The sequence below is a fragment of the Niabella digestorum genome (genome assembly GCF_036409055.1).
Classification (GTDB): domain Bacteria; phylum Bacteroidota; class Bacteroidia; order Chitinophagales; family Chitinophagaceae; genus Niabella; species Niabella composti.
In genome coordinates this window covers 51661-76523 of record NZ_JAZGLY010000004.1, presented here as the reverse complement: position 1 = coordinate 76523, position 24863 = coordinate 51661, and the positions used below count along the sequence as shown (strand labels likewise).

Below are 24863 nucleotides of genomic sequence, written 5' to 3'. Positions count from 1 at the left end.
TTTTTTTATTGTGATGAACAATATGCATGAAATATAGATCAGAAGCTACTTCAGGTTTTCGTATACCTGTTTCAATACCACTTTACACACTTCAATATGGGCGGCACTGACTCCTTCTAGTGCTTCATCTACTGTTTCAGCGGCAAGCTTGTAACAGATGTCCTGCAGGTTTTTTGCTTTTTCGGTAAGTACAATCAGGTTTTTACGCCTGTCCGTAGCAGCTGTAATGCGCTTCACTAGTCCTGCTTTCTCCAAATTGTCTACCAGTCGTGTCATGCTCGGCTTGTCTCGAAAAGTAGCCTTACAAAGCTCTTGCTGACTTATGCCATCTTCTTTCCATAAGTGATACAGTACGCTCCATTGTTCTATAGTAACATTTACGCCAGCATTATTAAACTTCTTTTGCAATCGTCGGGCAATGGCTGTGCTGGCAACACCTGTTATGAAGCTGTATAGCTCACTTTTCTTAAATTGGTTGTTTGGCATATAGTTGTTTTAGCAACTAATTAAAGTTAATAACATTTCCTTACAGCAAAAAGCGAAACTTGATTTATTGATTTTGCTTAAGAATCTGCCTTCTTTGAAATGTGTTAGGATGCCGAATTATTACCGTATACCTTTAGTTTTGTAGAGATGATATACTGGGTAGGCATTATATGGTTGTTATTTGTGTTTTATGCTGTTGTAATATTTTATTACAATCGTGTATGGCGTAAAGTGAAGGATTTTGTACCAGCAAATGCAGCTCAGGGTGTTCGCTTTTCGGTGATTATTCCGGCGAGAAATGAAGAAAAGAACATAGGGCGATTACTCGAAAGCCTAAATCGGCAGACATACCCCCGAGAGTTTTTTGAGGTAATTGTGGTAGATGACCATTCGACCGACAAAACAGCTGAAATCGTTCGCAGTTTCGAACATGTTAGACTTATTCAATTACAGGACGATGGCATCAATTCTTATAAAAAGAAAGCCATAGAAACCGGAATTGCAGGGGCCAACAATGAATGGATTGTATGTACCGATGCCGATTGTAAGGTGCCACTCCAGTGGCTACAAACATTTGCATCTTTCATCGTCGAAAAAAATCCTGTATTTATTGCTGCGCCTGTAACTTTTTTTCCCTTTGCCTCCGAACAGAATAAAATACTACATACTTTTCAAACCCTTGATTTCTTGACCCTTCAGGGCATTACGGCCGCATCCGTATCAGCACGTAAGCATAACATGTGCAATGGAGCCAATCTCGCGTATAAACGACAGGTGTTTTATGAAGTGAATGGTTTTAGGGGTATCGATAATATTGCATCGGGAGACGATATGTTGCTGATGCATAAAGTATGGAAGCAGTATCCCGATGGGGTTCATTATCTGAAATCAGAGCGTGCTATAGTGGAAACCGAGACGGCCCCCACATGGAAAGCATTCTTTAATCAGCGTATACGATGGGCCAGTAAGACGAAAAACTATGATGACAAAAGAATTATTGTAGTACTAGTATTAGTTTACTTGTTTAACTTGTCTTTTCTGATACTGCTGTGTGCTTCCTTTTTCAATCCTTTTTATTTGTATGTGCTGATTGTTTTATGGATATTGAAAACTGCAGTGGAGTTTCCTTTTGTGACAGCCGTAAGTAAATTTTTCGGTCATGAAAATTTGATGAGATCCTTTTTCATTTTTCAACCCCTCCATATCGCATATACAATTATTGCTGGTTTTTTAGGAAGTTTTGGAAAATACGAATGGAAAGGACGAAAGGTGAGGTGATATTTTTTAAAGATGGATGCACAGCGAACGGCAATTTGAAATACATTTGGCATAATGAGGAGTTTTTTCAATAGTCCCACATGGCGAAGGCTTAAAAAAAACAAAGGAGCTCTCGGGGGGCTGATTGTTATCATTATTTCCGTAATCGTTGCAGTTTTCTGCTATTTCATAGCACCGGATGCATCTCCGTATGCTAACAGAATTATTTTGGAAATAGGCGGACAAAAGCCCGGATTTGAGAAACCTTTTCTGTTGGTTAGAAAAGAAAAGCCCCAACAGGTGAGTTTTTTCAAAAGATTGGTGTATGGTAAGCCCGATGTATACGATTATATTCCTATCAATAGTTTTTCCGAAACGAAAGATAGCGTTATTGCATTTAGGTATATAGATGAAGATGTAAGTGAACGAATAAGCTACGCCAAAGTGGAACTGGCTGTACGCCCCGTGGTTACACATACTTATTGGCTGGGTACCGATAGTTATGGAAGGGATATTTTAAGCAGACTTATTGTAGGCACGCGTGTAAGTTTGAGTGTGGGTATGATTACGGTACTCATTTCAATCAGCATTGGGCTGGTATTGGGTTCGCTAGCCGGTTTTTATCGTGGCTGGGTGGATGAAGTAATCATGTGGTTCATTAATGTCATTTGGAGTATTCCTACGCTGTTACTAGTATTTGCGATTACGCTTGCATTGGGTAAAGGTTTTTGGCAAGTGTTTATTGCAGTGGGACTAACCATGTGGGTGAATGTGGCGCGACTTGTAAGGGGTCAGGTGTTGGCCGTTCGTGAACTTGAATATGTGGAAGCCGCACGCGCGTTGGGTTTTAGGGATATGCGTATTATCGCAAAACATATTTGGCCCAATATTGTAGGGCCGGTATTGGTAATTGCAGCTGCTAATTTTGCTTCGGCAATAGTTATTGAAGCCGGCCTTAGCTTTTTAGGAGTAGGGGTGCAGCCTCCTATGCCTAGTTGGGGGCTTATGATAAAGGAAAACTATAATTTTATCATTACTCAAAACCCTATGCTGGCGCTGGCGCCGGGCTTTGCCATCATGTTATTGGTGCTTGCGTTTAACCTTTTGGGTAACGGATTACGTGATGCACTAAACGTAAAAGGACGTTTATAAAAAACGGATGGCTATCTCATCCGTTCTCCATTCGATACTAAAATAATCCATCCGTACTTAAATATCTTTCTCCGGTATCGTAGTTAAAAGTGAGAATCCGCGCACCTGGGGGAATTTCGGGAAGTTTTTTAGCTATAGCCGCCAATGCCGCTCCAGTAGAAATTCCGGCCAGAATGCCTTCCCGCTTCGCTAGTTGGCGGGCATAGTCAAAGGCTTCATCTTTTCCTATAGTGATCGCTCCGTCTAATATTGTAGTATTAAGAATTGCCGGAATAAATCCTGCCCCGAGTCCCTGAAGAGGATGCGCCCCAGGCGCCCCTCCGCTGATGACGGGCGACAGCTCCGGTTCTACTGCAAATACTTTAAGATGGGGGAATTGCTTTTTCAATATTTCAGCTACTCCTGTGATATGGCCTCCGGTACCAACCCCCGTGATGAGATAATCAAAACCTTCGGGAAAATCATTTAATATTTCCTGCGCGGTTGCTTTGCGATGTATTTCGGTATTCGCTTCATTATTGAACTGCTGGGGAATCCAAGCCTGAGGAATGGTGTTTGCCAATTCTCTAGCTTTTTCAATGGCTCCTGTCATGCCTCTTTCGCGAGGGGTCAATACAAACTCGGCACCGTATACACTCATGAGCTTTCTACGCTCCACGCTCATACTTTCGGGCATTACCAGTATAAGTTTGTATCCTTTTACGGCGGCCACCAATGCTAGGCCAATACCCGTATTACCACTGGTAGGTTCGATAATTACAGAATCGTTCTTCAACCAACCTTTTCGCTCGGCATCTTCAATCATGGATAAAGCGATGCGGTCTTTAATACTACCTCCAGGATTTGCTCTCTCCAGTTTCATCCAGACCTCATATGCGCTGTCGAAAAGTTTAGAGATTTTTACGTGAGGGGTATTGCCAATGGTCTGTAATATATTTAGAGCTTTCAATTTCTTTTATGGTTTGAAAAAGTGAATAGGTTAAATCACGAAATTCAGCACGTTATCATCGGGAGGAAGCATATCTTTTACGCTGATTTCACTTTTATGATATACAACTGAGTTGCTAGGCACGCTGCTGGTCAGCCATACGTTACCACCAATAATGCTGTCCTTGCCGATAATAGTATTGCCGCCTAAAATCGTAGCACCTGAATAAATCACTACATTATCTTCGATGGTTGGGTGTCGCTTCTGGGTGGCAAGTTCTTTTTTTACGCTTAGCGCGCCCAGTGTAACACCCTGATAGATTTTAACGTTATTTCCGATAATGGTGGTTTCTCCGATTACCACACCGGTTCCATGGTCTATGCTAAAGGAATGACCGATGGTAGCACCCGGATGAATATCGATACCGGTTTTGCCGTGTGCGTATTCGCTGAAGAGGCGCGGAATAACGGGTACTTTGTGTTCGTACAGTTCATGAGCCAATCTGTGTACGGCAGTAGCATAAAAGCCGGGATAGGCCGCCATTACTTCTTCCAGCGATTTTGCCGCAGGATCCGATTGCAATAGTGCTTCAGCATCCTTCAGCAGCATTTCATAAATCGAAGGTAAAGCGTCGAAATAGGCTTCCGTAACATGTTTTACACGTACGGGGTCTTGTATCACATCCTTCAGCAGGTCGGCAAATCTTGCCTGCAACGATTCAAACTGTTCTTTTAACTGAGCTTCGCATTTATGATCGATATCATTGGGGAGAAACAATAGTGTATATAGCTCATCAATAAAGTGCTCTACCGCACCTTTATCGGGAAAGCCGGAAAAGCATTTAGCGTTTCTCTTAAACAGGGATTTTATAAAATCTTCACTCATGAGTATCCAGTTAACACATCAGACAAAAATAACTCATTGAAGGCGAAATCGAAAATCAACACGATTCGGGCTTTTGCAGATAATGGTTGCCTAGCTGATAAAAAGATGATGTTTTATTGCAATTTGTCAAAAAGGTTACACATCATTGGAGGGCAGGGGGTAATGCCACATCCTTGCTGCAAATATGCCTAAATTAGCAAGAAAGGAATGTCCATGCTACAACCTTCAACCTTACAATTTTTTAAAAACCTAAAGAAGAATAACAACAAAACGTGGTTTGATGCGCATCGCGCTGCCTATGAAGCTGCTCGGGAAGATTTTGCCAGCTTTATCGATACCATTATTCAGCAGTTTAGCAAGAAAGAACCTTCCATTGCCCATTTGAGAGCTAAGGACTGCATGTTTCGCATCAACCGTGATATTCGTTTCTCAAAAGATAAAAGTCCTTATAAAACTAATTTTGGGGCTTATATCAATAATGAAGGTCGGAAGTCTGTAACAGCAGGTTATTACTTTCATCTGGAACCAGGAGAGAGTTTTGTAGGGGGTGGTATGTGGATGCCTCCTTCGGATGTGTTGGCGAAGGTGCGTCAGGAAATTGATTATAATTTTGCAGACTTTGAAAGGATTATTAAGTCTCGAAAATTTAAAGAAGTATACGGGGGATTGTATGCGGAGGAAGGGCAAGTGCTTAATCGGGTTCCTAAAGGCTATGAGGCCGATAATCCTGCTGCAGCATATCTCAAGCATAAAAGCTTTATTGCCCTTTCAAATATAAATGATGCCGAACTTACCGATAAGAGTCTTGTAATAAAGGTGATAAAGGCTTTTGAAGTGCTACAGCCATTGAATCTATTTCTGAATAGTGCATTAGTATAGCTCCTTCCTATCATCATCATCAAATAAATAAAAAAGAGGAAACTTAATCTACATTAATGGGCTCGGAGTATTTGGGCACTAGTTTTGTGGTTTAAAAATAAAAGATTATGGCAACTTGGACAATAGACCCCATGCACTCCGAAATCGGATTTAAAGTAAAGCACCTAGTAATATCTACTGTGTCTGGCAAGTTCAAAACATTTGAAGGTAAGGTGGAGGCAGAAAAAGAAGATTTCAGCGATGCGAAAGTTACCTTTAGTGCAGATGTAAACAGCATCGACACTGGTGTAGAACAAAGGGATCAGCATTTAAAATCTGCAGACTTCTTTGATGTGGAACAATATCCTAAGCTCAGCTTTGAATCTACCGCTGTTACTAAAAACGGAGATGAATATGAACTTACGGGTAATCTGACATTGAAGGGTATTACAAAGTCTATAACCCTGAAGGTGGAATTAGGCGGGGTTGGTCCCAATATGTACGGACAGACCGTTGCAGGCTTTGAAGCAACTGGGAAAATCAATCGTAAGGAATTTGGCCTTACCTGGGATGCAGTTACCGATAACGGTGGGGTAGTAGTGAGTGACGAGGTAAAGGTGGTGGCGAATGTAGAATTGGTTAAACAAGCTTAGTTTTTTAATCCGTATGGATATAAAGAGAAAGGGCTGCTACAAGGCAGCCTTTTTGCTATGCCACCATTTGAGCTGTTCCTGCTATCTTCGTAATACAGGAAGTAAAAGCGGTTTATGAAAGTTTTTACGATAAAAGAAAACTCTTTTTGGGCACGACTCGCCGGATTAAAGCTGCGTACCAAGGCTATGGCTATGGTATTAGGACATTGCATTCATTTGTACGGTGTGTCTAAGGAAGAGTTTTTAAGTAATAAACGTTGGCTGCGGCATGAGCTGAAGCATATAGAGCAGTACGAACGATTGGGCTTCATACGCTTTATTATTACCTATTTATGGCAAACAGTGCGTGTGGGGTATTATCGATGCGGTCTAGAATGTGAGGCACGGGAAGCCGAAGAGGATGCTACTATTCAACGGCGATTCATTTTGAAGTACTGATTTCAATTAGTATTTTGCCGTAAGAAAAACTTAAATTGCCGACTAGTTTTCAACAAGGGATAATCTGCTTAAAAACAATAATTGTTATTCATATGAAAAAACTAGTATTCTTTTCCTTAGCTGTTGCAATGGTAGTGGCAGCATGTTCTTCCTCTAAATCCTCAAAAAAACTTGCAATCAAACCGTTTGCCAATAAGGTGGTAGCGCATCGCGGTGCGTTTAAAAATACCGGAGCTCCTGAAAACTCCATCGCCTCTCTTAAGGCTGCAATAGAACTAGGTTGTGGCGGGACCGAGTTTGATATACATATGACTAAAGATGAAGTGGTGGTGGTAAATCACGATCCGCAGTTTATGGGTCTTCCCATCGAAACTTCAACCTATCAAGAGCTGTTGACGAAAACATTACCCAACGGTGAAAAAATTCCTACACTTGAGGCGTACTTGAAAGAGGGTTTAAAGCAGGATAAGACCATTCTGGTTGCGGAAATCAAACCTTCAAAAATCAGCAAAGAGCGTTCTTTAAAACTTGCGGAGAAGGTGGTGAATATGGTACGCGAATTGAAAGGGCAAGAACAGGTGGTATATATTTCTTTCGACTACGATGTTTGTAAAAAGGTAAAAGCGATGGAACCGCACACCTCGGTACAATACCTGAACGGAGATGTGCCGCCAGAAAAACTCAAAGCTGATAATTTGGATGCTGATTATAATTTCAAAGTATTTAAGAAAAATAAAGATTGGATTGCTAGAGCTAAAAAACTAGGAGTTCTTACCAATGTATGGACAGTAAATGACGAGAAGGATATGGATTACTTTTTGGCTCAGGGTATTGACTATATCACTACCAATGAACCGGAATTACTGTTGAAGAAATTGGGCAAATAGGAAGTGTGTATTTTATAAAAAAATATTGGGTTATGGATGTAGCTTACTCCATAACCCATTTTATTTCTCCAAAATTGAATCGAAGTTCTTTATCGGTGTTCACTACCAGTTGTCCGTTAGATAATACTTCTTTAATAACTGCTTCAAACTGTTGGTTCTCTTTTTCCAAATACACTTTTTCTCCCTTTTTATATAGCAGATTATTGTAATGGATGAGTGCTTCGGAAGGGTTCGCTGCAAACTCATTATAAGCTTGTAATATCTGAGCAGCCAATAGTTTGGCCAGTTCGAGGCAATCGTAATTTCTGCCTGTAATTTGTTTTAGTGATACCGCTTTACCCCTCAGTTCGGTTTCGAATTCGGTTTGATTGATATTAACACCAACACCTGCCACAGCCCATTTCCATTCACTTCCGTTGATGATATTTTCGATTAAAATACCTCCGACTTTCCGGTCTTTAAAGTAAATGTCGTTGGGCCATTTTATGGTAAGGTCACTATTGGCATATGTTTCCAAAAAATTCCGTACGGCTACTGCCACAATGGCTATTAGTGCAAACTGGCGTTGTATTCCGATTTTTTGAGGGGCCAAAATGATACTGAGATGAATGTTTTTCCCTTTTTGGGACTGCCAGGAGCGGCCTCTTTGTCCTTTGCCGGCATATTGTTCGTGAGCAAAAACCGCTGTGCCGTGGCGTACGATTACCTGACGCTCCGTCAGTTTTTCCTGCTTTAAAAGGCTCAGGGCATAATTATTGGTACTATCTACCGATAAAAGTTCAATTATAAAGGGGAAAGGGCAATTATCTGCTGATTGTTGTACCAATATTCTTTATTTTTGGACAAAATAAGTAAGTTTAAGTATTAACAAACCACATCTACTTTAAAAAAATATAATCTCATATTGGAACCATTAGCTTCCCTAAAAAAACGTAAAAAATTCATATCGGTTAGGCTCACTAAAAAATCTAAGATATTTAAAACAATTCTGGCCGCAATTCTGGAGAAAAAAGGCGAGAATGTGGTATCACTCGACTTGCGAAAAATACCAGAAGCGGTGGCAGATTTTTTTATTATCTGTGAAGCCTCCAGTGGTCCGCAAATACGGGCAATTACGGATAATATTGAAGAAAAAGTAAAGGAAAACTGTCTGGAGAACGTCTTTCACAAGGAAGGTCATCAACATCTGCATTGGGTAATTATGGATTATGTGAACATTGTAGTGCATGTGATGCTTCCGGAGACAAGAAAATTTTATAATCTTGAGGAAATGTGGAGCGATGCCGTGATGGAAGAACATAAATAATTTTTTAATAATAGCATAAACTTTTTAAGGTTTTAAACCTTATATATCAAATAGGTAACAATGGCGAAGCAGGAAAAGAAAATGAATCCGTTTTCTCCAAATAATAAAAATGCCAATCCGGGCGATCCTAAAAAAACGCCCCGGTTCGGTGGCTACTGGGCTTTTATCATCATACTAGCCGTAATGCTAGGTTTGCAACTGTTAGGCCCTATGGGTTCTGTCGGTCGGCACGAGATTACGCTATCCGATTTCCAGGAAATGGTGGCTCAGGGCGATGTGGAGAAGCATACGGTAATTACCAATAAAGACGAAGTGCGCGTTTGGATTAAAAAAAGTGCGCTTTCGAAGTATCCCAATATCGATAAGCTGACGTTGAGTAGTGGCAGTGCAGCTCCGCATTTTTATTTTAAAATTATCGATGGGCCCACATTTGTAAAGCAGATGGATGACTTTTATAAAGATCATCCTGAAATACCCAAACAAATACCCAATACCGATGCCGATAGTGATTTTCTAGGAAAGCTTATCAGCTATCTGCTGCCATTTGTGCTTTTATTGGGTGTATGGCTGTTGTTGATGCGCAAGATGAGTGGTGGTGCCGGTGGCCCAGGTGGTCCGGGCGGAATTTTCAGCATCGGTAAGTCCAAAGCCATGTTGTTCGACAAAGGCACAAAAGTTAATATCACTTTTGCAGATGTTGCTGGTTTGGATGAGGCGAAGGTAGAAGTGATGGAAATAGTAGACTTTCTGCGCAATCCTAAAAAATACACCAGCTTGGGCGGTAAGATTCCTAAGGGGGCATTACTGGTAGGTCCTCCCGGAACCGGAAAAACTCTGCTGGCAAAAGCAATGGCGGGTGAAGCACAGGTGCCTTTCTTTAGTCTAAGTGGTTCAGATTTCGTGGAAATGTTTGTGGGGGTAGGAGCTAGCCGTGTGCGCGACCTGTTCAAGCAGGCTCGTGAAAAAGCTCCTTGTATTATTTTCATTGATGAGATTGATGCCATCGGACGAGCTAGAGGCAAAAACGCTCTGATGAGCAACGATGAAAGGGAAAGTACCTTAAACCAGATGCTGGTCGAAATGGATGGTTTCGGCTCCGATTCAGGCATTATTGTACTAGCAGCTACCAATAGACCTGATGTACTGGATTCAGCGCTACTGCGTCCGGGAAGATTTGATAGACAAATTTCTATCGATAAACCGGATCTGGCAGGACGCGAAGCTATCTTTAAAGTGCATTTGAAGGATATTAAGACATCTCAGAATCTGGATATTCACAAATTGGCCGAACAAACACCCGGATTTGCCGGAGCGGATATAGCTAATGTTTGTAACGAAGCCGCATTGATCGCCGCTCGTAAAAACAAAAACGGCGTTGATATGGAAGATTTCCAGGATGCAGTAGACCGTGTAATAGGCGGACTAGAAAAGAAAAACAAAATTATTTCTCCAGAGGAAAAGAAAATTATCGCCTATCACGAAGCCGGCCATGCCGTGTGCGGATGGTTCCTGGAGCATGCTTATCCGCTACTGAAAGTAACGATCGTTCCGCGGGGTACAGCGGCTTTGGGTTATGCACAATACACACCGAAGGAACAATATCTATACAATACCGATCAGCTGACAGACCAAATGTGTATGACGTTGGGTGGACGTGCCAGCGAAGAAATCTTCTTCGGTAAGATTTCAACTGGAGCACAAAACGACTTGCAGCAGATTACACGTATGGCGTACAGTATGGTAACCATTTATGGTATGAATGAAAAAATAGGTAATGTAAGTTTCTACGATCCACATCAGGAAAATGCATTTACCAAACCATACAGTGAAGAAACTTCGAAGCTGATTGATGAAGAAGTACGGAGTCTGATAGACAAATGCTACAAACGTACCAAGGATTTGTTGATAGAGAAAAAGGCAGAAGTAGAAAAGCTAGCAGAAGCCTTACTGGAACGAGAAGTATTGTTCCAAGCCGATGTAGCTGCGTTGATTGGCCCACGGCCTTACGAGGAAAAGAAATTGCTGGATGAAGAAGGCGAACATGCCGCATCAGGAGAAATTTCTGCCGGTGTGCCTCCTTATGACAGCGATGTTACCAACCAGTCCATGTAAATTATGATACCCAACAAGAAAGATAGTGTATTAAAGAAGATAAAAGAAGCGTTGGTACAACCTATTTTATTGCCCTTCCCTAAAAGCGAAGGGCAATCTTCGGTTTATACCCCCCTTACTCAGGAGATTGAAGTTGAGTTTGCCGAGCGCTTTACCGATTTGCAAGGAAAATTTATTTTTTGCTTGGATGAGCAGGATCTGGCAGTCCAATTAAAAGGATTGCTGGCCCAGAAAAATTGGTCATCCATTTACTGTATTGATGAGCAGATTAAGCAGCTAGTGGGAAATGGCATTGATTTTGGCGCCTCTTTTCAAGAACTTAGTAATTGTGATGTAGCCATTACCGGTTGCGAGTTTCTGGTGGCCAGAACCGGAAGTATTGTAATGAGTGCTGCCGAACAAAGCGGACGGCGTACTAGCGTATATGCTCCGGTACATATTTGTATTGCGAGAACGAGCCAGTTGGTATACGATGTGAGAGATGCATTGGAAGGTATAAAGCAGAAATATAATGATCGAATTCCTTCGCTGATAACATTCGCTACTGGGCCTAGCCGTACTGCTGATATTGAAAAAACATTAGTGGTAGGTGTTCATGGTCCTAAAGAGGTATATGTATTTCTTATTGATGATAAACCGCTGGCCTAAGCATATCAAATTGTTTTTATGTCAACACAAAGTGAGTATCTGTTTGTATACGGTTCCTTGCTGAGCGGATTTAAAAGCCCGGCTTATGAATACATTGCCCGATATTTTAATCTTGTGGGCACCGCAACAGTGGTGGGTACTATTTACGATATGGGCACATTTCCTGTAGGTACCCCTCATGACACAGGCCGTCTCATAAAAGGCGAGCTTTACAAAATAAGGAATCTCAAAGAACTGTCTTTTGCATTTGCTCAGCTGGACGATTATGAGGGGATGTTTGTTGATGAAGAGGAAGAATATGATAACAACTATGCCAGAGCACTCACTGAAGCTACCTTGGAGACTGGCGAAAAAGTAACCACATGGGTATACTGGTATTATAAAGAGGCGAAAGATCTTCCTATTCTGGATATTGATAATATGCTAGATTATCCCGGCATTGAGGGTATTCCTTTATAAAGCAACCGATATTCTCAAGAACATATAGTACTTATCCCGGCTATATACTTTTATTAGCTTCAACAGACTACATGAAGGTGTGGATGATGCATCCATATTCAATATTTTATCCTTTAATTTTGAAGATTAAATTTTTACAACATTGCCGTTTAAACTACACGCACCATATCCGCCGGCAGGTGATCAGCCATCAGCCATTGCACAGCTCACCGAAGGTGTGCTGCGGGGGGAGAAGTATCAAACCTTATTGGGTGTAACCGGAAGTGGGAAAACTTTTACCATCGCCAATGTGATTCAGAATACACAGCGTCCCACACTAGTGATTACGCATAACAAGACATTGGTAGCACAATTGTATGGTGAGTTCAAACAGTTTTTTCCAGAAAATGCTGTAGAATATTTTGTATCCTACTATGATTATTATCAGCCTGAGGCTTACCTACCTGTAAGTGATACATACATTGAAAAAGACCTCGCCATCAATGAAGAGCTGGATAAACTTCGATTAAGAACCATTACCAGTTTATTGAGTGGTAGAAGGGATATTATTGTGGTCGCTTCGGTAAGTTGTATATACGGCGCAGGGAATCCTCTGGATTATGAAAACAATATAATTCGCATTCACCGGGGACAAACCATTTCCCGTCAAGGATTTCTACATGCCCTAGTAAATTCTCTATATACACGCACTACGATTGAGTTTAACAGAGGTACCTTCAGAGTAAAAGGCGATACGGTGGATATTAATCTACCTTATCTTGACCATGGCTATCGTGTTACCTTTTTCGGCGATGAGATTGAAGAGATAGAGTCTATTGAAGTAACTACGGGAAAGCGCATTAGTACAATGGAAAATGCGGCTATCTTCCCGGCAAACATCTATGTGGCTTCCAAAGACATCATTCAACAGGTAATTTATGAAATACAGGACGAGATGGAAGCCCAAGTAGAATATTTTAAAAATAATGGAAAATATATAGAAGCCCAACGGATTAAAGAACGCGTGGAATATGATTTGGAGATGATTAAAGAGTTGGGATATTGTAATGGTATAGAAAACTATTCCCGTTTTTTTGACAGAAGACCTCCGGGAACACGCCCGTTCTGTTTGTTGGATTATTTTCCAAAGGACTATCTGATGGTAATTGATGAAAGCCATCAGACCTTACCACAGATTAGCGGTATGTATGGCGGAGACCGAAGCCGTAAACTTACACTGGTGGATTATGGGTTCAGAATTCCTTCAGCGCTTGATAACCGCCCTTTAAACTTTCATGAGTTTGAGAGCTTGCAGAATCAGGTGATTTATGTTTCTGCAACGCCGGATCAATACGAGTTGGAAAAAACCGGTGGTGTAATCGTGGAGCAGATTGTGAGACCTACCGGTTTGTTGGATCCTCCTATTGAAGTACGTCCGAGTGTAAATCAGATTGACGATCTACTGGATGAGATTGATAAGCGTGTGAAAAAAGGAGATCGCGTATTGGTAACAACACTTACCAAACGCATGGCGGAAGAGTTGGATAAATATCTACATCGTATTAATATCAAGTCTAAATATATCCACAGCGAAGTGGACACGTTGGAGCGTGTAGAAATTTTGCGTCAGTTACGGTTGGGTGAAATTGATGTGTTGGTGGGCGTCAATCTACTACGTGAAGGACTCGACCTCCCCGAAGTAAGTCTGGTGGCTATTCTGGACGCAGATAAAGAAGGATTTTTACGTAATGAGAAATCGCTGACACAGACGGCGGGTAGAGCTGCGCGTAACGCCGACGGTCTTGTGATTTTTTATGCCGATACTATTACGGGTAGCATGCAGCGTACTATTGATGAAACTAACCGCAGACGTGAAAAACAAATTGCGTATAATATTGCTCATAACATCACTCCCCGCACCGTTAAAAAGTCAAAAGAGGATGTATTCAAGCAAACAAGCGTGCTGGAAATAAAGGGGTACGATGCTCAATCTCCTAAAGCTGCCGGAGCGGTTGAGGGTATGGTAACCGTTGCAGCTGAAGAACAAGAAGTATATAAAACCATTCCTCAACTGGAGAAGGCTATTGCTCAAACTAAAAAGCAAATGGAGAAAGCAGCCAAGGATCTGGATTTTATGGAGGCTGCCAGATTAAGAGATGAGATGTTCAGGCTTCAAAGGGAACTAGAAGCGATGAAACAATAAAACAATAATTGTTTGATAATGCACACGATAAAAAAACACAAGGTTTTGAGCCTTGTGTTTTTGTTTCAAAAGAAGGGATCAGTATTTCTCCTTACACGGTTTTACCGATTTTATTTCCTTTTACAGCGAAGAAAAGAATGAATGCATAACAGGGTATTAGTATCCAGAAAGCTTGTTGCATTCCTACACTAGTACTAATATTGGCCCATAATTTTGGAATGATAGCCCCACCCGCAATACCTACTATCAATAAGGCAGAGCCTGTTTTTAAGTATTTACCTAAGCCATCGATGGATAGGGGCCAGATAGCAGGCCACATAGGAGCATTGGCAAATCCTAAAAGGGCTAAACACAATATTGAATATTTTCCCGGCAGGAATATTACTCCCAAAGAAAACAGTATGCCGAGAAAAGCGGCGATTTTTAGAGCCGTATTCTGAGAAATAACTTTGGGGATGAGCATGATACCTAGGATATACCCTACAAGCATACCGATCATAGTGTAAGTGGTAAAGTGCTTAATAACATCTACAGGCATGCCCAATCCTTCCTTACCATACAATTGAATAATATCGCCGGCTATTACTTCTGCACCGACATACAGGAATATTGATGCAAAACCTAACCACAAATAAGGGTAAGAAAATATGCTGGGTCTATCTTCTCCTGCATGGGTAGGATTGGTTTCTGCTTCGTTCTTGATGTCGGGCAGCGAAGAAAACCTGATAGCGATAGCCAACGCTACAAAGCATGCTGCAATAATGATATAAGGTGTTACGATTTTTGAAGCTAGCTCATCCAGCAACAGATTTTTTTGATCTATAGGAAGACTACTTGCGTTTTCATATTTTTCCATACCGTTAAGTAGAACTGCACCCATAATCAAGGGCGCAATGGCTCCTGCGGCTTTATTACATACACCCATTACACTAATACGTTTAGCCGCGCTCTCAATAGGCCCTAGTATGGTGATATAAGGATTTACCGCAGTTTGTAGTAACGCAAGCCCGATACCTATAATGAATAATCCTGTAAGAAACGTACCGAATGTACGACTGTATGCAGCCGGAATAAATACTAAAGCACCTACGGCCATTATCAGCAAGCCTATAATCATCCCTTTTTTAAATCCAGTTTTTCCCAACACCCATGAAGATGGGAAGGCCATCACGGCATAAGCAATATAGGTGGCAAATGTTACCAGTACAGCCTGATCTGGCGTAAGCTCACAGGCTTGTTGCAGATAAGGGATCAGGGTGGCATTTACCCAGGTAACAAAACCAAATACGAAAAACAGGGCTCCAATGATAAGGGTGGGAATTAAGTAGCTTTTTTCCTTGCCGGCAGTTGTTGCAACTTCTGTCATATAGAAATAATTGGTTTAGTAATTTGTCCGATTAGTTATAAACAGTAATAAAAATACTGTAACTAATTGATGTAGCCATAAAATAGACAAACGGTTGCGCAACTATCCTGCGTCTTCTTCAGCCAGTTCATTAATCAGCTCTGCTACTAAAGCTGTCCAGCCCGTTTGATGACTGGCTCCCAAGCCCCGCCCGGTATCTCCGTGAAAGTACTCATAAAATAAGATGAGTGCTTCGTTGCCGGGCTGTTTATAGAACCAGTTATATGGTCCATAAATGGGCCTGTTTCCTTCCTCATCTTTTTCAAACAAACTGATAACACGTTTGGCGAGTTCTGTAGATACCTGGAAGAGATTAATGTGATTACCCGAACCTACAGGATATTCTACTAGTAATGAATCGTGATAGAATTTTCCGAGTCTTCTTAATGACCGGATGATGATAAAGTTGATAGGTATCCACACCGGGCCCCGCCAGTTGGAGTTGCCTCCAAACATATCCGAAGTAGAATCGCCGGGATCATATTGAATGGAATGTACTTGATTATGTATGGTTACCGAATACGGATGTTGCTCATGGTACTTGGATAATGCCCTAATACCTCCAGGTGACAGAAATCCATCTTCATCCAATAGTTTTTCAAGTAATGCTTTCAGCCGGTCGGGTTGTACCAAGGAAAACAACAACTCTTCTCGATCGCCCAATTCCTCTTTGGGCCAGAAACGATTATTTTTTAAACGATACTTTTTGTACCATGCAAATCGCTTGGCAAAATCAGGAAGCTTTTCGAATACTTCTTTTTTGATGGTAGATACGGCATACAAAGATGTAAGTCCTACTATCGATTGAATACGTAATGGTTGCGGGGGTGCATCGCGCATACAAAGTACATCGTAAAAGAACTGATCTTCTTCGCTCCAAAGCCTATGCTCATTTAAAGCTTCTGCTATTAAAATAAAGTGTTCGAAGAATTTTGTTGCGGCATCTTCAAAGCTGGAATCTACCATGGCTATTTCGAGAGCCATATCCATCATACTTAAGGCGTATACCCCCATCCAGCTTGTACCATCAGCTTGCTCTAGTTGTATTTCGCCCTTATCATGAATGCTCCGATTGAATACTCCAATGTTGTCCAACCCCAAGAATCCACCTTCAAAAATATTATCCCCTTTAAGATCTTTTCTGTTAATCCACCAAGTGAAGTTGATAAGCAGTTTATGGAATACTTTTTTAAGAAAATCGATGTCGCCTTTACCTCTTCTTCTTTTTTCTATTTCATAAATCTCCATGGCGGCCCATGCTTGTACTGGAGGATTTACATCGCTGAAGTTCCACTCATAAGAAGGTAATTGCCCATCAGGCTTCATATACCATTCGCGCATGAGTAACAACAGTTGGTTTTTGGCAAATACAGGATCAATGGTTGCCATGGCTATGCACTGAAAACTCTGATCCCATGCTGCATACCAAGGATATTCCCATTTATCGGGCATAGAAATGATGTCCTGATTTTTCAGATGTTTCCATTCACTGTTTCTACCATGTTGTCGCTCAGGAGTAATAGGGGTAATGCCATCCGACTTCGACAACCATTTTTCTATATCGTAATGATAGTATTGTTTGCTCCATAATAAGCCGGCCAATGCCTGACGCTGAATATTTAACAGCTCTTGAGAAATGTTTTTAGGCAAAACTGCTGCGTAAAAATCATCAGCTTCACGTTTTCTTATCTCAAAGAGATGGTAGAAGTGATCATCAAAAGGTGTTTCAATATATTGCTCCGATAGTCTGCAATGTATGTGAATTGTCTCTCCGGCGCCTACAGTATATCTATAAACAGGAGCAAACTTGGTTCCTGATTTGCGTTCACGCAGCTCGTTTATATGCAGGCCATTGATGATGGCTTCATGAAAAGCATCTTTGGTAAAAATACTTTCATTAGGCGATCCCTGCAGCTTCATCATGTTTGTTTCATTATCGGTGAAGAGGGCATCCTGTGCATCTTGGTAGTAGAAGTAGTAATTCCCTAATCGTGGATGGGTTGCGTAAATGGTATTGGTTCCTGCAGGGGAAAGATTAGGCTTTGTTTTTAAACTACCATGGGGTGCCCATCTGTTATAAAACCATAAAGTAGGTAATACCGTGATGGGAGCAGCTTCTTTATAGCGATTAGTAATACTAATTCTTATGGCAATATCGGTGCTATTATTTTTGGCATAGGTGACATATACATCAAAATATTGATTATCGTTGAAGATTCCTGTATCTAAGATTTCGTATTCGGGATCATGTTTGCTACGCTTTTTGTTTTCCTCCCTCAGTAAGTCGTAAGGAAAGGCTTGTTGGGGATATTTGTATAAGAACTGCATGTAGTAGTGCGTTGGAAGATTATCCAAATGATAATACAGCTCTTTTACGTCTTCGCCATGATTACCTTCGTAGTTACCTAATCCAAATAATCTTTCTTTTAGAATTTCATCTTTCCCATTCCACAACGCAACGGCAAAACACAAATTTTGAAAATAGTCTGAAATACCCGCCAGTCCATCTTCTCCCCATATATAAGTGCGAAAGTGTGCATGGTCGAAAGGGAAATACCCCCAGCTATCACCATATGGGCTATAATCTTCACGAACAGTTCCCCATTGACGATCACTTACATAGGGTCCCCATTTTTCAAGAGGTACAGGCTTTTTAGCGTTTTCGGACAGTCTTTTGTGCTCTTCCGTCATATACTCAATATTCATTCGAAAAACTTATTTTAATCCTTTTAGATGAATAACGGTGGCACAATAATATAAAAACTAATGCTAATCCAAAGTAATTTATGTATTTAATGCCGGAATAAGTGAGCAAGTAGCAGTAAATAAAAAAGAGGCCACGTGGGCCTCTTCAATAAAACGATGATGAAATAATTATAACCAGCTGCCGATAAAGGCTTCGTTTACATTGGGATCCTGAGATAATCTTTTCCTTCTAGAGGCTACTTTTCTTTTTTGTATCCACATGGTTCTAATCATCAATGGAATGAATAGTAGTATAAAAGGTGGAATACCCAAGAACGAAATCCACTTTCCTCCGTATTGCTTGCGCATGGGGCGTTTTAGCCTTTCTGCAATCAAATACATACTTGGTACCATGAACAAGGTCATGAAGAACGCAAACAGTAATCCGAAGATTATAGTCCATGATAGCGGTTTCCAGAAGGTTACATTATCTCCACCGAAGAAGATTCTCGGATTAAGTTCGGAGAATAATGTATAGAAGTTAATATTGAAGCCTACTGCCAAAGGTATCAATGCCAGTATGGCGGCCATCGCTGTAAGCAATACCGGAATAATACGGGTTTTACCGGCTTGGATAACGGCTTCTCTTGTTTTCAATCCTCTTGCGCGTAGTTCATCGGCGAATTCGATTACAAGGATACCGTTTTTGATAACAATACCAGCCAGACCTAAGATACCAACACCGGTCATTACTACGGATACTGTGAGTCCTGTAAGGGTAAATCCTAAGAGTACACCAATAATACTGAAAACAATCTCTGTAAGAATAATAATTGGCTTACTCATGGAGTTGAACTGCCATACCAGTACCAGTAAAATCAGTCCCAGCGCGATTAACAAAGCCTTGGTGAGGAAAGCTCCTGTTTCTGCTTGTTGTTCCCCTTCACCGGTTTGTTTAATGGTGACATCATCTCCAGTTATTCTAAATCCTTGTATCGCTTTGGCGATTTGTGCGTTTACTGCAGTGGGAGTATATCCTGAAAGCACATTACTTCTTAAAGTAATCACCCGTTTCTGATTTTTGCGCTGCACGCTACCTAGGGTATTGGTATAATCTACATTTACCAAAGAGCTGATGGGTACGCTCTTTACCTGACCGGTAGCCATATCTCTAAATGTAATATTCATATTTAAAAGATCGGTGAGACTTTTTCTTTGCAGCTCATCACTACGGATATAGATTTTGTACTCGTCTTCACCATCTTTTATTTTACTGGCTTCGTTACCGAATAAGGCAGTACGTAGATGCATACCAATCTGCGCAGAAGAAACACCTTCTCTTAAAGCCCTTTCTCTATTTACGGTAAGACTAATTTCCGGGCTGGCTAGATCCACATTCATCTTCAATTCTTCTACCCCTGGAATCTGAATACTATCCAGATAGTTTTTAAGGTCCACTGCAGTTTTGATCATATCATCAAATTGCTCACTGGCCACTTCAATATTAATCGGTGGTTCAGTGGGCGGGCCATTTTGTTCTTGCTCTACAGAAATCTCTGCACCGGGTATATTTTTAATGGCTGCACGAATCTTATCCAGATAAGGAGCCGTGCTCTGGCCATGTCGTTTTTCGTATTCCACAAAGGATACTTGTATACGACCCAACTCGCTTCGCGTACTTCTATCACCACTATTGGGGTCTGCGGCACCTACGGCTACGTTTGCAATTACACTTTCAACAATAGGATTAGTTTTATTGTTGGCGTAATCGATATCCAAAGCTTCATTCACTTTGCTTTCCAGATATCGCGTAATGGAATCTGTATATTCCACATCCGTACCGGTAGGCAACTTCAGATACACATATATATAGTTAGGATCGGATTCGGGGAAGAACACTACCTGGGTTCTGCCCACTGCCGAAGATATTCCGAATATTATAAATGAAAAGACGAGCAATCCAAAAGCTCCTAGCAACAGCCATACAGGACGCCAGCCATTAACCGCCCACTTTAATAACGACTCATAATGGTTCATGATCCAAGGTAATACACGGTTCTGGAATCTATGTACCCAGTCGTTAAAGAAATAGGTGTTGAGCACCGTAAGGATGGCTAGGAAGAGCGATATATTACCGATGAAGAACAAGAAACTACCATTGGGTCCTGCCAAAAATCCTAACAGATCAAAGAAAACTCCAATGGCTATCATTGCTATAAATGACTTGGAGCGAAATACGTGAGATTTCTTTTTGACCGTATGATCTTCCGGATGATTCATGAAGTCCACCGCAAATACTGGGTTCATGATAAAGGCTACCAATAATGATGCAGCCAATGTAAATATGAGCATCAGCGGCAGATATACCATGAACTTACCGATAATACCCGGCCAGAACAACAGCGGAAAGAAAGGTGCTAAAGTAGTAAGCGTACCAGCAAGTACCGGAACAAACACTTCTCCGGCGGCCATCATCGCTGCTGTTTGAGAATTGATGGCTCCTTTGGCTTCTACAAATATGCGGTGGGTATTTTCTATCACCACAATAGCGTCATCCACAATAATACCCAGTCCAAAGAGTAGTGCAAACAACACCATAAAGTTTAGCGTGATGTTGCTTCCAATTATTACTTCACCCAACGGAATGAACATAAAGGCTACGAACATACTCAGCGGTACGCTCAGCGCTACGAAGAACGCATTGGTCAGCCCCATAAAGAACATCAGAATAATCAGAACCAGAATAAACCCGATTACAATAGAGTTTACCAAATCGTTAAACGAGGTGCGTGTGGAAATACTCTGATCACCTGTGATCACAACATTCAAATCTTTGGGGAAGACTTCCTCTTTCATCTCTTCAGCGAGCTGCTTAACGGCATCGCTGGTTTCGATAAGGTTTTCACCACTACGTTTTACAATGTTGAGCGTTACAACGTTTTTCCCGTTAAGACGCGCGTAGCTTTCTGTTTCTTTGATAGTATCCTTGATGGTGGCAATATCTTTCAAATATATAGGCTGCCCATTGGTATTACGCAGAATGACTTGTTCAATATCAAAGGCATTCTTAAACTGCCCCTTTAATTGGAGCGTGCGTTTCATGTTGCCCACTTCGAGCAGACCACCACTAATGTCCATATTTTCATAGCGGATGGCATTAGCAATATCATCGAAGGTAACTCCGGCCGCCTGCATGCGGGCATTATCTACATTTACCTGAAATTCTCTTTCGGGGGCACCCACCATGTCAACACGGGTAATTTGCGGAAGTTCTTCCAATTTATCTTTTAGTTTGTCCGCATATTCTTTCAAGCGTACACCATCATAGTCCCCGCTCAGGTTCACATACATGATGGGAATTTCAGAAAGGCTTACTTCAAGTGCCGTGGGTTCCTGTGTAAGATCGGTAGGTAGGTCCTGTTTGGCCTTATCAATCGCATCCTTCACCTTCTGCAAGGCCACATCAATTTTTACATCCGTACCAAATTCTACCTGAATTGCCGAGAAGTCTTGAACGGAAGTACTGGTTACCTTACTCACTTTTACTCCGGCAATACCCTTTATCTGTTTTTCGATAGGTTGGGTTACCAGATTCTCCATATCTCTGGGAGAGTTACCCACGTATATAGTGGAGATGTATACAGTAGGTATTACCACATCGGGAAAGCTTTCCTTAGGCAAGGTTACAAAAGTGGTAGCACCAAATATGGATACAAAAAGAATAAGCAGATACACCGTGGTGCGGTTTTTCACCGCCCACGACGTTGGCTTAAACTCTTTAAACTTTTCGTTGAAATTTTCCAGAACACTCATACGAGGTTGTTTGAAGTTTTGACTTTAGTTTTCTCAGAATGACTGCCAAGCAGTCTTAATGTGTTATTGTAAGGGAGAAGTAGTGATTTTTTGACCTTCATACAGGCTTTGAAAGCCTTCGGTTATCAGCTGATCACCTACTTCAAGTCCTGATTTGATTTCCAATCTGTCACCATATAGTTCTCCTGGAACCACACGTTTCTTACGCACTACCAGTTTGTTGTTTTCCGAAACCGCTACCAGTACAAATTTTCCATTCTGGTCGGTTTGAAGCGTATTTACGGGAATCGTAACGGCATCGTTCTTACTGTAATCTAGTATTTGCACCTTCGCAATCTGATTAGCTCGAATAGCAGGATCAGCAGGAATAGAGGCCTCTACATAAAAGCTTCTTGTTGCAGGATCAATCATCTTGCTTACAACGGTTGCTTTTGTTTTGATTTGTTTATTATTAGATTCCGGTAAGGTTACAGTAATGGGGGTTCCTTCTTTAATGCGACCCAGATAATTCTCAGGAACATTTACCAGCAAACGCAATGCAGATGTGTTTACAATAGATACTTGAGGACCTGAAGCGCTCACTCCTGTAAAAAGTTCGCCCACACGTACGTTCAGCTGATCAATGATTCCATCGATATCTGCAGTAACGTTAGTAAAGCTCAATTGCTCTCTGGCGGCACTTGCTTGTGCTTCCGCTGCTTTCAGTTGGGCGGTGAGCTGATCCACTGTAGCCTTAGCCTGAATTACCTGCATTTCGGCGCCGATGTTGTTATCCCACAGGTTTTTTTGACGCTGATAGGTTGTGCGGGCTAGTTCCAGTTGTGATTTTACGGTAGCTACTTGTTGTTCCGCAGCAGCAACTTGCTGACGGGCCACGGCATCGTCCAGCTTCAAGAGTGTTTGACCTTTGCGAACTCTGTCACCCTCTTTGACATAAATAGCACGAACAATACCTCCTTGCCCATTACGGGGCGCTACGTATGCGCTTTTCTGTGCATCGATACGGCCTTGAAGATCGATATAATGATCAAAGGCATCTGCACCTATTTTTTCTATTGTTACCAGTTTGGCTTTTTCAAATGTAGAGTCCAGAGCTGCAATCTCATCATGTAGTTTGTTGATTTGATCCGTTATTTTCTTTTGCTCAAGTTTCAGTTTTTCAAGCTGAACTTTTTTATCATTGAGCTCGCTGTTTTTCTCCTTTTTGCCTCCTCCGCATGAAACGAGAAGGGCTGTGCTTACTCCAATTACGGTTAGTTTTATTATATGTTGCATAAAACGGGTTTTAGTTTGTTATAAGGTTAAAGTTTGCCGGATGCTTTCAGGAAGTCAACTTTTGCAATAACTGCGTTATATAATGCGTTATAATAATTTGTCTGTGCGGTTTGCAACTGAATACGTGCATTATCAATCTCCAGCTGACTACCAGTTCCTACTTCATATTTCTTTTTTGTTTGCTGATATACTTTTTCTGCCAGCAGCATATTTTGTTTCTGATAATCCATATCGGCAATGGCAGATTTAAAAGTATTGATAGCAGATTCTCGTTCTTGATCTATGGTTAGCTTTAAAGCTTCGATCTGGTTTTGAGTTTGCCTTAAACGTATTCTTGCCTGTGCGATTTTGGCATTGGTAGCAAAACCAGTAAAAAGAGGCACATGTAGATTGAGGGCAATTGAGCTTGCTGTAAACCACATGCCGTTCATGGTTCTTTTCAGCGTATTTTCCATCGCCATTTTCATATAGTTTCCAGATAAGCTAAGAGTAGGAATTTTACTGTACTGATAGCGTTGAATGTCGTATTGATTGAGTTTTTCTCCCAGCAATGCACTCTGAAAATCTTTTCTCTCAGCGTAGTCGAATGACATGGCTTCCAATACTCCGTCTCTGATGCTATCATCGGTCAGCGTATCGGTAAGATATAGCTGATCTTGCATGGGCATACCAATGAGCATTTTCAGTCCTAAATAGCCGTTGTTAACACTGTTAACGATTTGAGCGCGTTGGGATTTCAGATTAGTGATTTGTACATCCAGCCGATCTATATCAAGTTTTTCAGCAAAACCGTTGTCGTACATGATTTTAGTATCATGCTTATTTTTTTCTAGCAAGGCCAGATTGGAATCCAATAATGCAATTTGCGTTTTGCTAAGTATAAGCTGGTAGTATATCTTAGTTATATTCAGCTTGATTTGTTCGAAAGTAACTTCGGCTGCCTTTTGCTTATAATCGATCAACGTTTTGCGCGCTTGTAGGCCTGTAAATACCTGTCCGTCGAATAAGATCTGACTCAGTGATACGCCTGCATTGGAAGTCCACTTGGTGCCAAACTGTGCATCGATAAATCCATAATCGGCATTGGGATCTTCATCAATGGGTTGACCACTTCCATCGCGTACATCCAATTCTTTCAGTACACCGATGATGGCGGGTGCAAAGAAGTTTGGAAAGCGCTGCACGGCAACATTGGGATTGTAGGTGATATTGCCATTTGCGCTGATCTGGGGATATGCCATTCCGGTTACTTCTCTGTTCACTTGTTGCTGGAGATCGATATCCAGTAAGGCATTTTTTACCTGTACATTATTTTTTTCGGCGTAAGCCAGTGCCTCCTCCAGTGAGAACCGGTGAACCGTCTGCGCCTGGTTCGTTTCTGCAAGTGCAAATAGCAAAAACGCTATCAAGGCCCATTTAGCTTTTTTCATCAGT

At 41.4% G+C, this 24863-nt stretch carries 20 protein-coding genes; 11 read left to right on the top strand and 9 right to left on the bottom strand.

Translation table 11 applies throughout. The features are described from left to right. Nucleotides 1-45 precede the first annotated feature (45 nt). A complete protein-coding gene (locus V2H41_RS07820) occupies nt 46-486 on the bottom strand; it encodes a MarR family winged helix-turn-helix transcriptional regulator (protein WP_330974585.1) in 441 nt (146 codons plus the stop codon). Nucleotides 487-633: 147 nt separating this feature from the next. On the opposite strand from V2H41_RS07820, the gene V2H41_RS07815 reads away from it, so the two are divergent. Further along, nucleotides 634-1764 (top strand): glycosyltransferase family 2 protein, encoded by a 1131-nt coding sequence (locus V2H41_RS07815; RefSeq protein WP_330974584.1) that lies wholly within the window; start codon nt 634-636, stop codon nt 1762-1764. 54 nt (nt 1765-1818) lie between these two features. After that, complete coding sequence (locus V2H41_RS07810; protein WP_330974583.1) at nt 1819-2895, top strand: ABC transporter permease; 1077 nt, start codon at nt 1819-1821, stop codon at nt 2893-2895. Between the two features lie 37 nt (nt 2896-2932). Here the strand turns inward: V2H41_RS07810 and cysK are convergent, their stop codons facing one another. Both cysK and epsC read right to left on the bottom strand, forming a co-directional pair. Continuing rightward, nucleotides 2933-3844, bottom strand: coding sequence for a cysteine synthase A (cysK, locus tag V2H41_RS07805; RefSeq protein WP_330974582.1), 912 nt, complete (start codon nt 3842-3844; stop codon nt 2933-2935). A gap of 30 nt (nt 3845-3874) precedes the next feature. Beyond that, nucleotides 3875-4708 (bottom strand): serine O-acetyltransferase EpsC, encoded by an 834-nt coding sequence (gene epsC, locus V2H41_RS07800; RefSeq protein ID WP_330974581.1) that lies wholly within the window; start codon nt 4706-4708, stop codon nt 3875-3877. A 207-nt stretch (nt 4709-4915) separates the two neighbouring features. Here epsC and V2H41_RS07795 point away from each other — a divergent pair, with 207 nt between their 5' ends. The 4 genes from V2H41_RS07795 (at nt 4916) to V2H41_RS07780 (ending at nt 7544) form a co-directional block, all read left to right on the top strand. Continuing rightward, nucleotides 4916-5587: a DUF2461 domain-containing protein gene (locus V2H41_RS07795; protein WP_330974580.1), complete on the top strand. Its 672-nt coding sequence runs from the start codon at nt 4916-4918 to the stop codon at nt 5585-5587. A gap of 107 nt (nt 5588-5694) precedes the next feature. After that, nucleotides 5695-6219 carry a YceI family protein gene (locus V2H41_RS07790; RefSeq protein WP_330974579.1) on the top strand — a complete coding sequence of 175 codons (525 nt, stop codon included), beginning with the start codon at nt 5695-5697 and terminating at the stop codon, nt 6217-6219. Between the two features lie 114 nt (nt 6220-6333). Beyond that, a complete protein-coding gene (locus V2H41_RS07785) occupies nt 6334-6657 on the top strand; it encodes a DUF4157 domain-containing protein (RefSeq protein ID WP_330974578.1) in 324 nt (107 codons plus the stop codon). Nucleotides 6658-6749: 92 nt separating this feature from the next. After that, on the top strand, nt 6750-7544 hold the full coding sequence (locus tag V2H41_RS07780; RefSeq protein ID WP_330974577.1) for a glycerophosphodiester phosphodiesterase: 795 nt from the start codon (nt 6750-6752) through the stop codon (nt 7542-7544). Nucleotides 7545-7587: 43 nt separating this feature from the next. Here the strand turns inward: V2H41_RS07780 and V2H41_RS07775 are convergent, their stop codons facing one another. Further along, nucleotides 7588-8370, bottom strand: a complete 783-nt coding sequence (locus V2H41_RS07775; protein WP_330974576.1) for a biotin--[acetyl-CoA-carboxylase] ligase — start codon at nt 8368-8370, stop codon at nt 7588-7590. Nucleotides 8371-8448: 78 nt separating this feature from the next. On the opposite strand from V2H41_RS07775, the gene rsfS reads away from it, so the two are divergent. The 5 genes from rsfS to uvrB all read left to right on the top strand — a co-directional run bounded on the left by rsfS (nt 8449) and on the right by uvrB (nt 14251). Beyond that, entirely contained in the window at nt 8449-8850 is a 402-nt protein-coding gene (gene rsfS, locus V2H41_RS07770) for a ribosome silencing factor (RefSeq protein WP_330974575.1), read from the top strand. Nucleotides 8851-8910: 60 nt separating this feature from the next. Next, on the top strand, nt 8911-10962 hold the full coding sequence (gene ftsH / locus V2H41_RS07765) for an ATP-dependent zinc metalloprotease FtsH (RefSeq protein ID WP_330974574.1): 2052 nt from the start codon (nt 8911-8913) through the stop codon (nt 10960-10962). Nucleotides 10963-10965: 3 nt separating this feature from the next. After that, nucleotides 10966-11610 carry a LutC/YkgG family protein gene (locus V2H41_RS07760; RefSeq protein WP_330974573.1) on the top strand — a complete coding sequence of 215 codons (645 nt, stop codon included), beginning with the start codon at nt 10966-10968 and terminating at the stop codon, nt 11608-11610. An 18-nt stretch (nt 11611-11628) separates the two neighbouring features. After that, nucleotides 11629-12069, top strand: coding sequence for a gamma-glutamylcyclotransferase family protein (locus V2H41_RS07755; protein ID WP_330974572.1), 441 nt, complete (start codon nt 11629-11631; stop codon nt 12067-12069). A gap of 142 nt (nt 12070-12211) precedes the next feature. After that, the gene (uvrB, locus tag V2H41_RS07750; protein ID WP_330974571.1) at nt 12212-14251 is read left to right on the top strand and encodes an excinuclease ABC subunit UvrB; all 2040 of its coding nucleotides are present in this window, start codon (nt 12212-12214) and stop codon (nt 14249-14251) included. Between the two features lie 91 nt (nt 14252-14342). Here the strand turns inward: uvrB and V2H41_RS07745 are convergent, their stop codons facing one another. The 5 genes from V2H41_RS07745 to V2H41_RS07725 form a co-directional block, all read right to left on the bottom strand. Beyond that, nucleotides 14343-15617: a sugar MFS transporter gene (locus V2H41_RS07745; RefSeq protein ID WP_330974570.1), complete on the bottom strand. Its 1275-nt coding sequence runs from the start codon at nt 15615-15617 to the stop codon at nt 14343-14345. Nucleotides 15618-15719: 102 nt separating this feature from the next. Next, entirely contained in the window at nt 15720-18362 is a 2643-nt protein-coding gene (locus tag V2H41_RS07740; RefSeq protein WP_330974569.1) for an MGH1-like glycoside hydrolase domain-containing protein, read from the bottom strand. Between the two features lie 168 nt (nt 18363-18530). Next, nucleotides 18531-22154: an efflux RND transporter permease subunit gene (locus V2H41_RS07735; protein WP_330974568.1), complete on the bottom strand. Its 3624-nt coding sequence runs from the start codon at nt 22152-22154 to the stop codon at nt 18531-18533. Between the two features lie 63 nt (nt 22155-22217). Further along, nucleotides 22218-23429, bottom strand: a complete 1212-nt coding sequence (locus V2H41_RS07730) for an efflux RND transporter periplasmic adaptor subunit (RefSeq protein ID WP_330974567.1) — start codon at nt 23427-23429, stop codon at nt 22218-22220. A 26-nt stretch (nt 23430-23455) separates the two neighbouring features. Beyond that, on the bottom strand, nt 23456-24859 hold the full coding sequence (locus V2H41_RS07725; protein WP_330974566.1) for a TolC family protein: 1404 nt from the start codon (nt 24857-24859) through the stop codon (nt 23456-23458). Nucleotides 24860-24863: the final 4 nt, after the last annotated feature.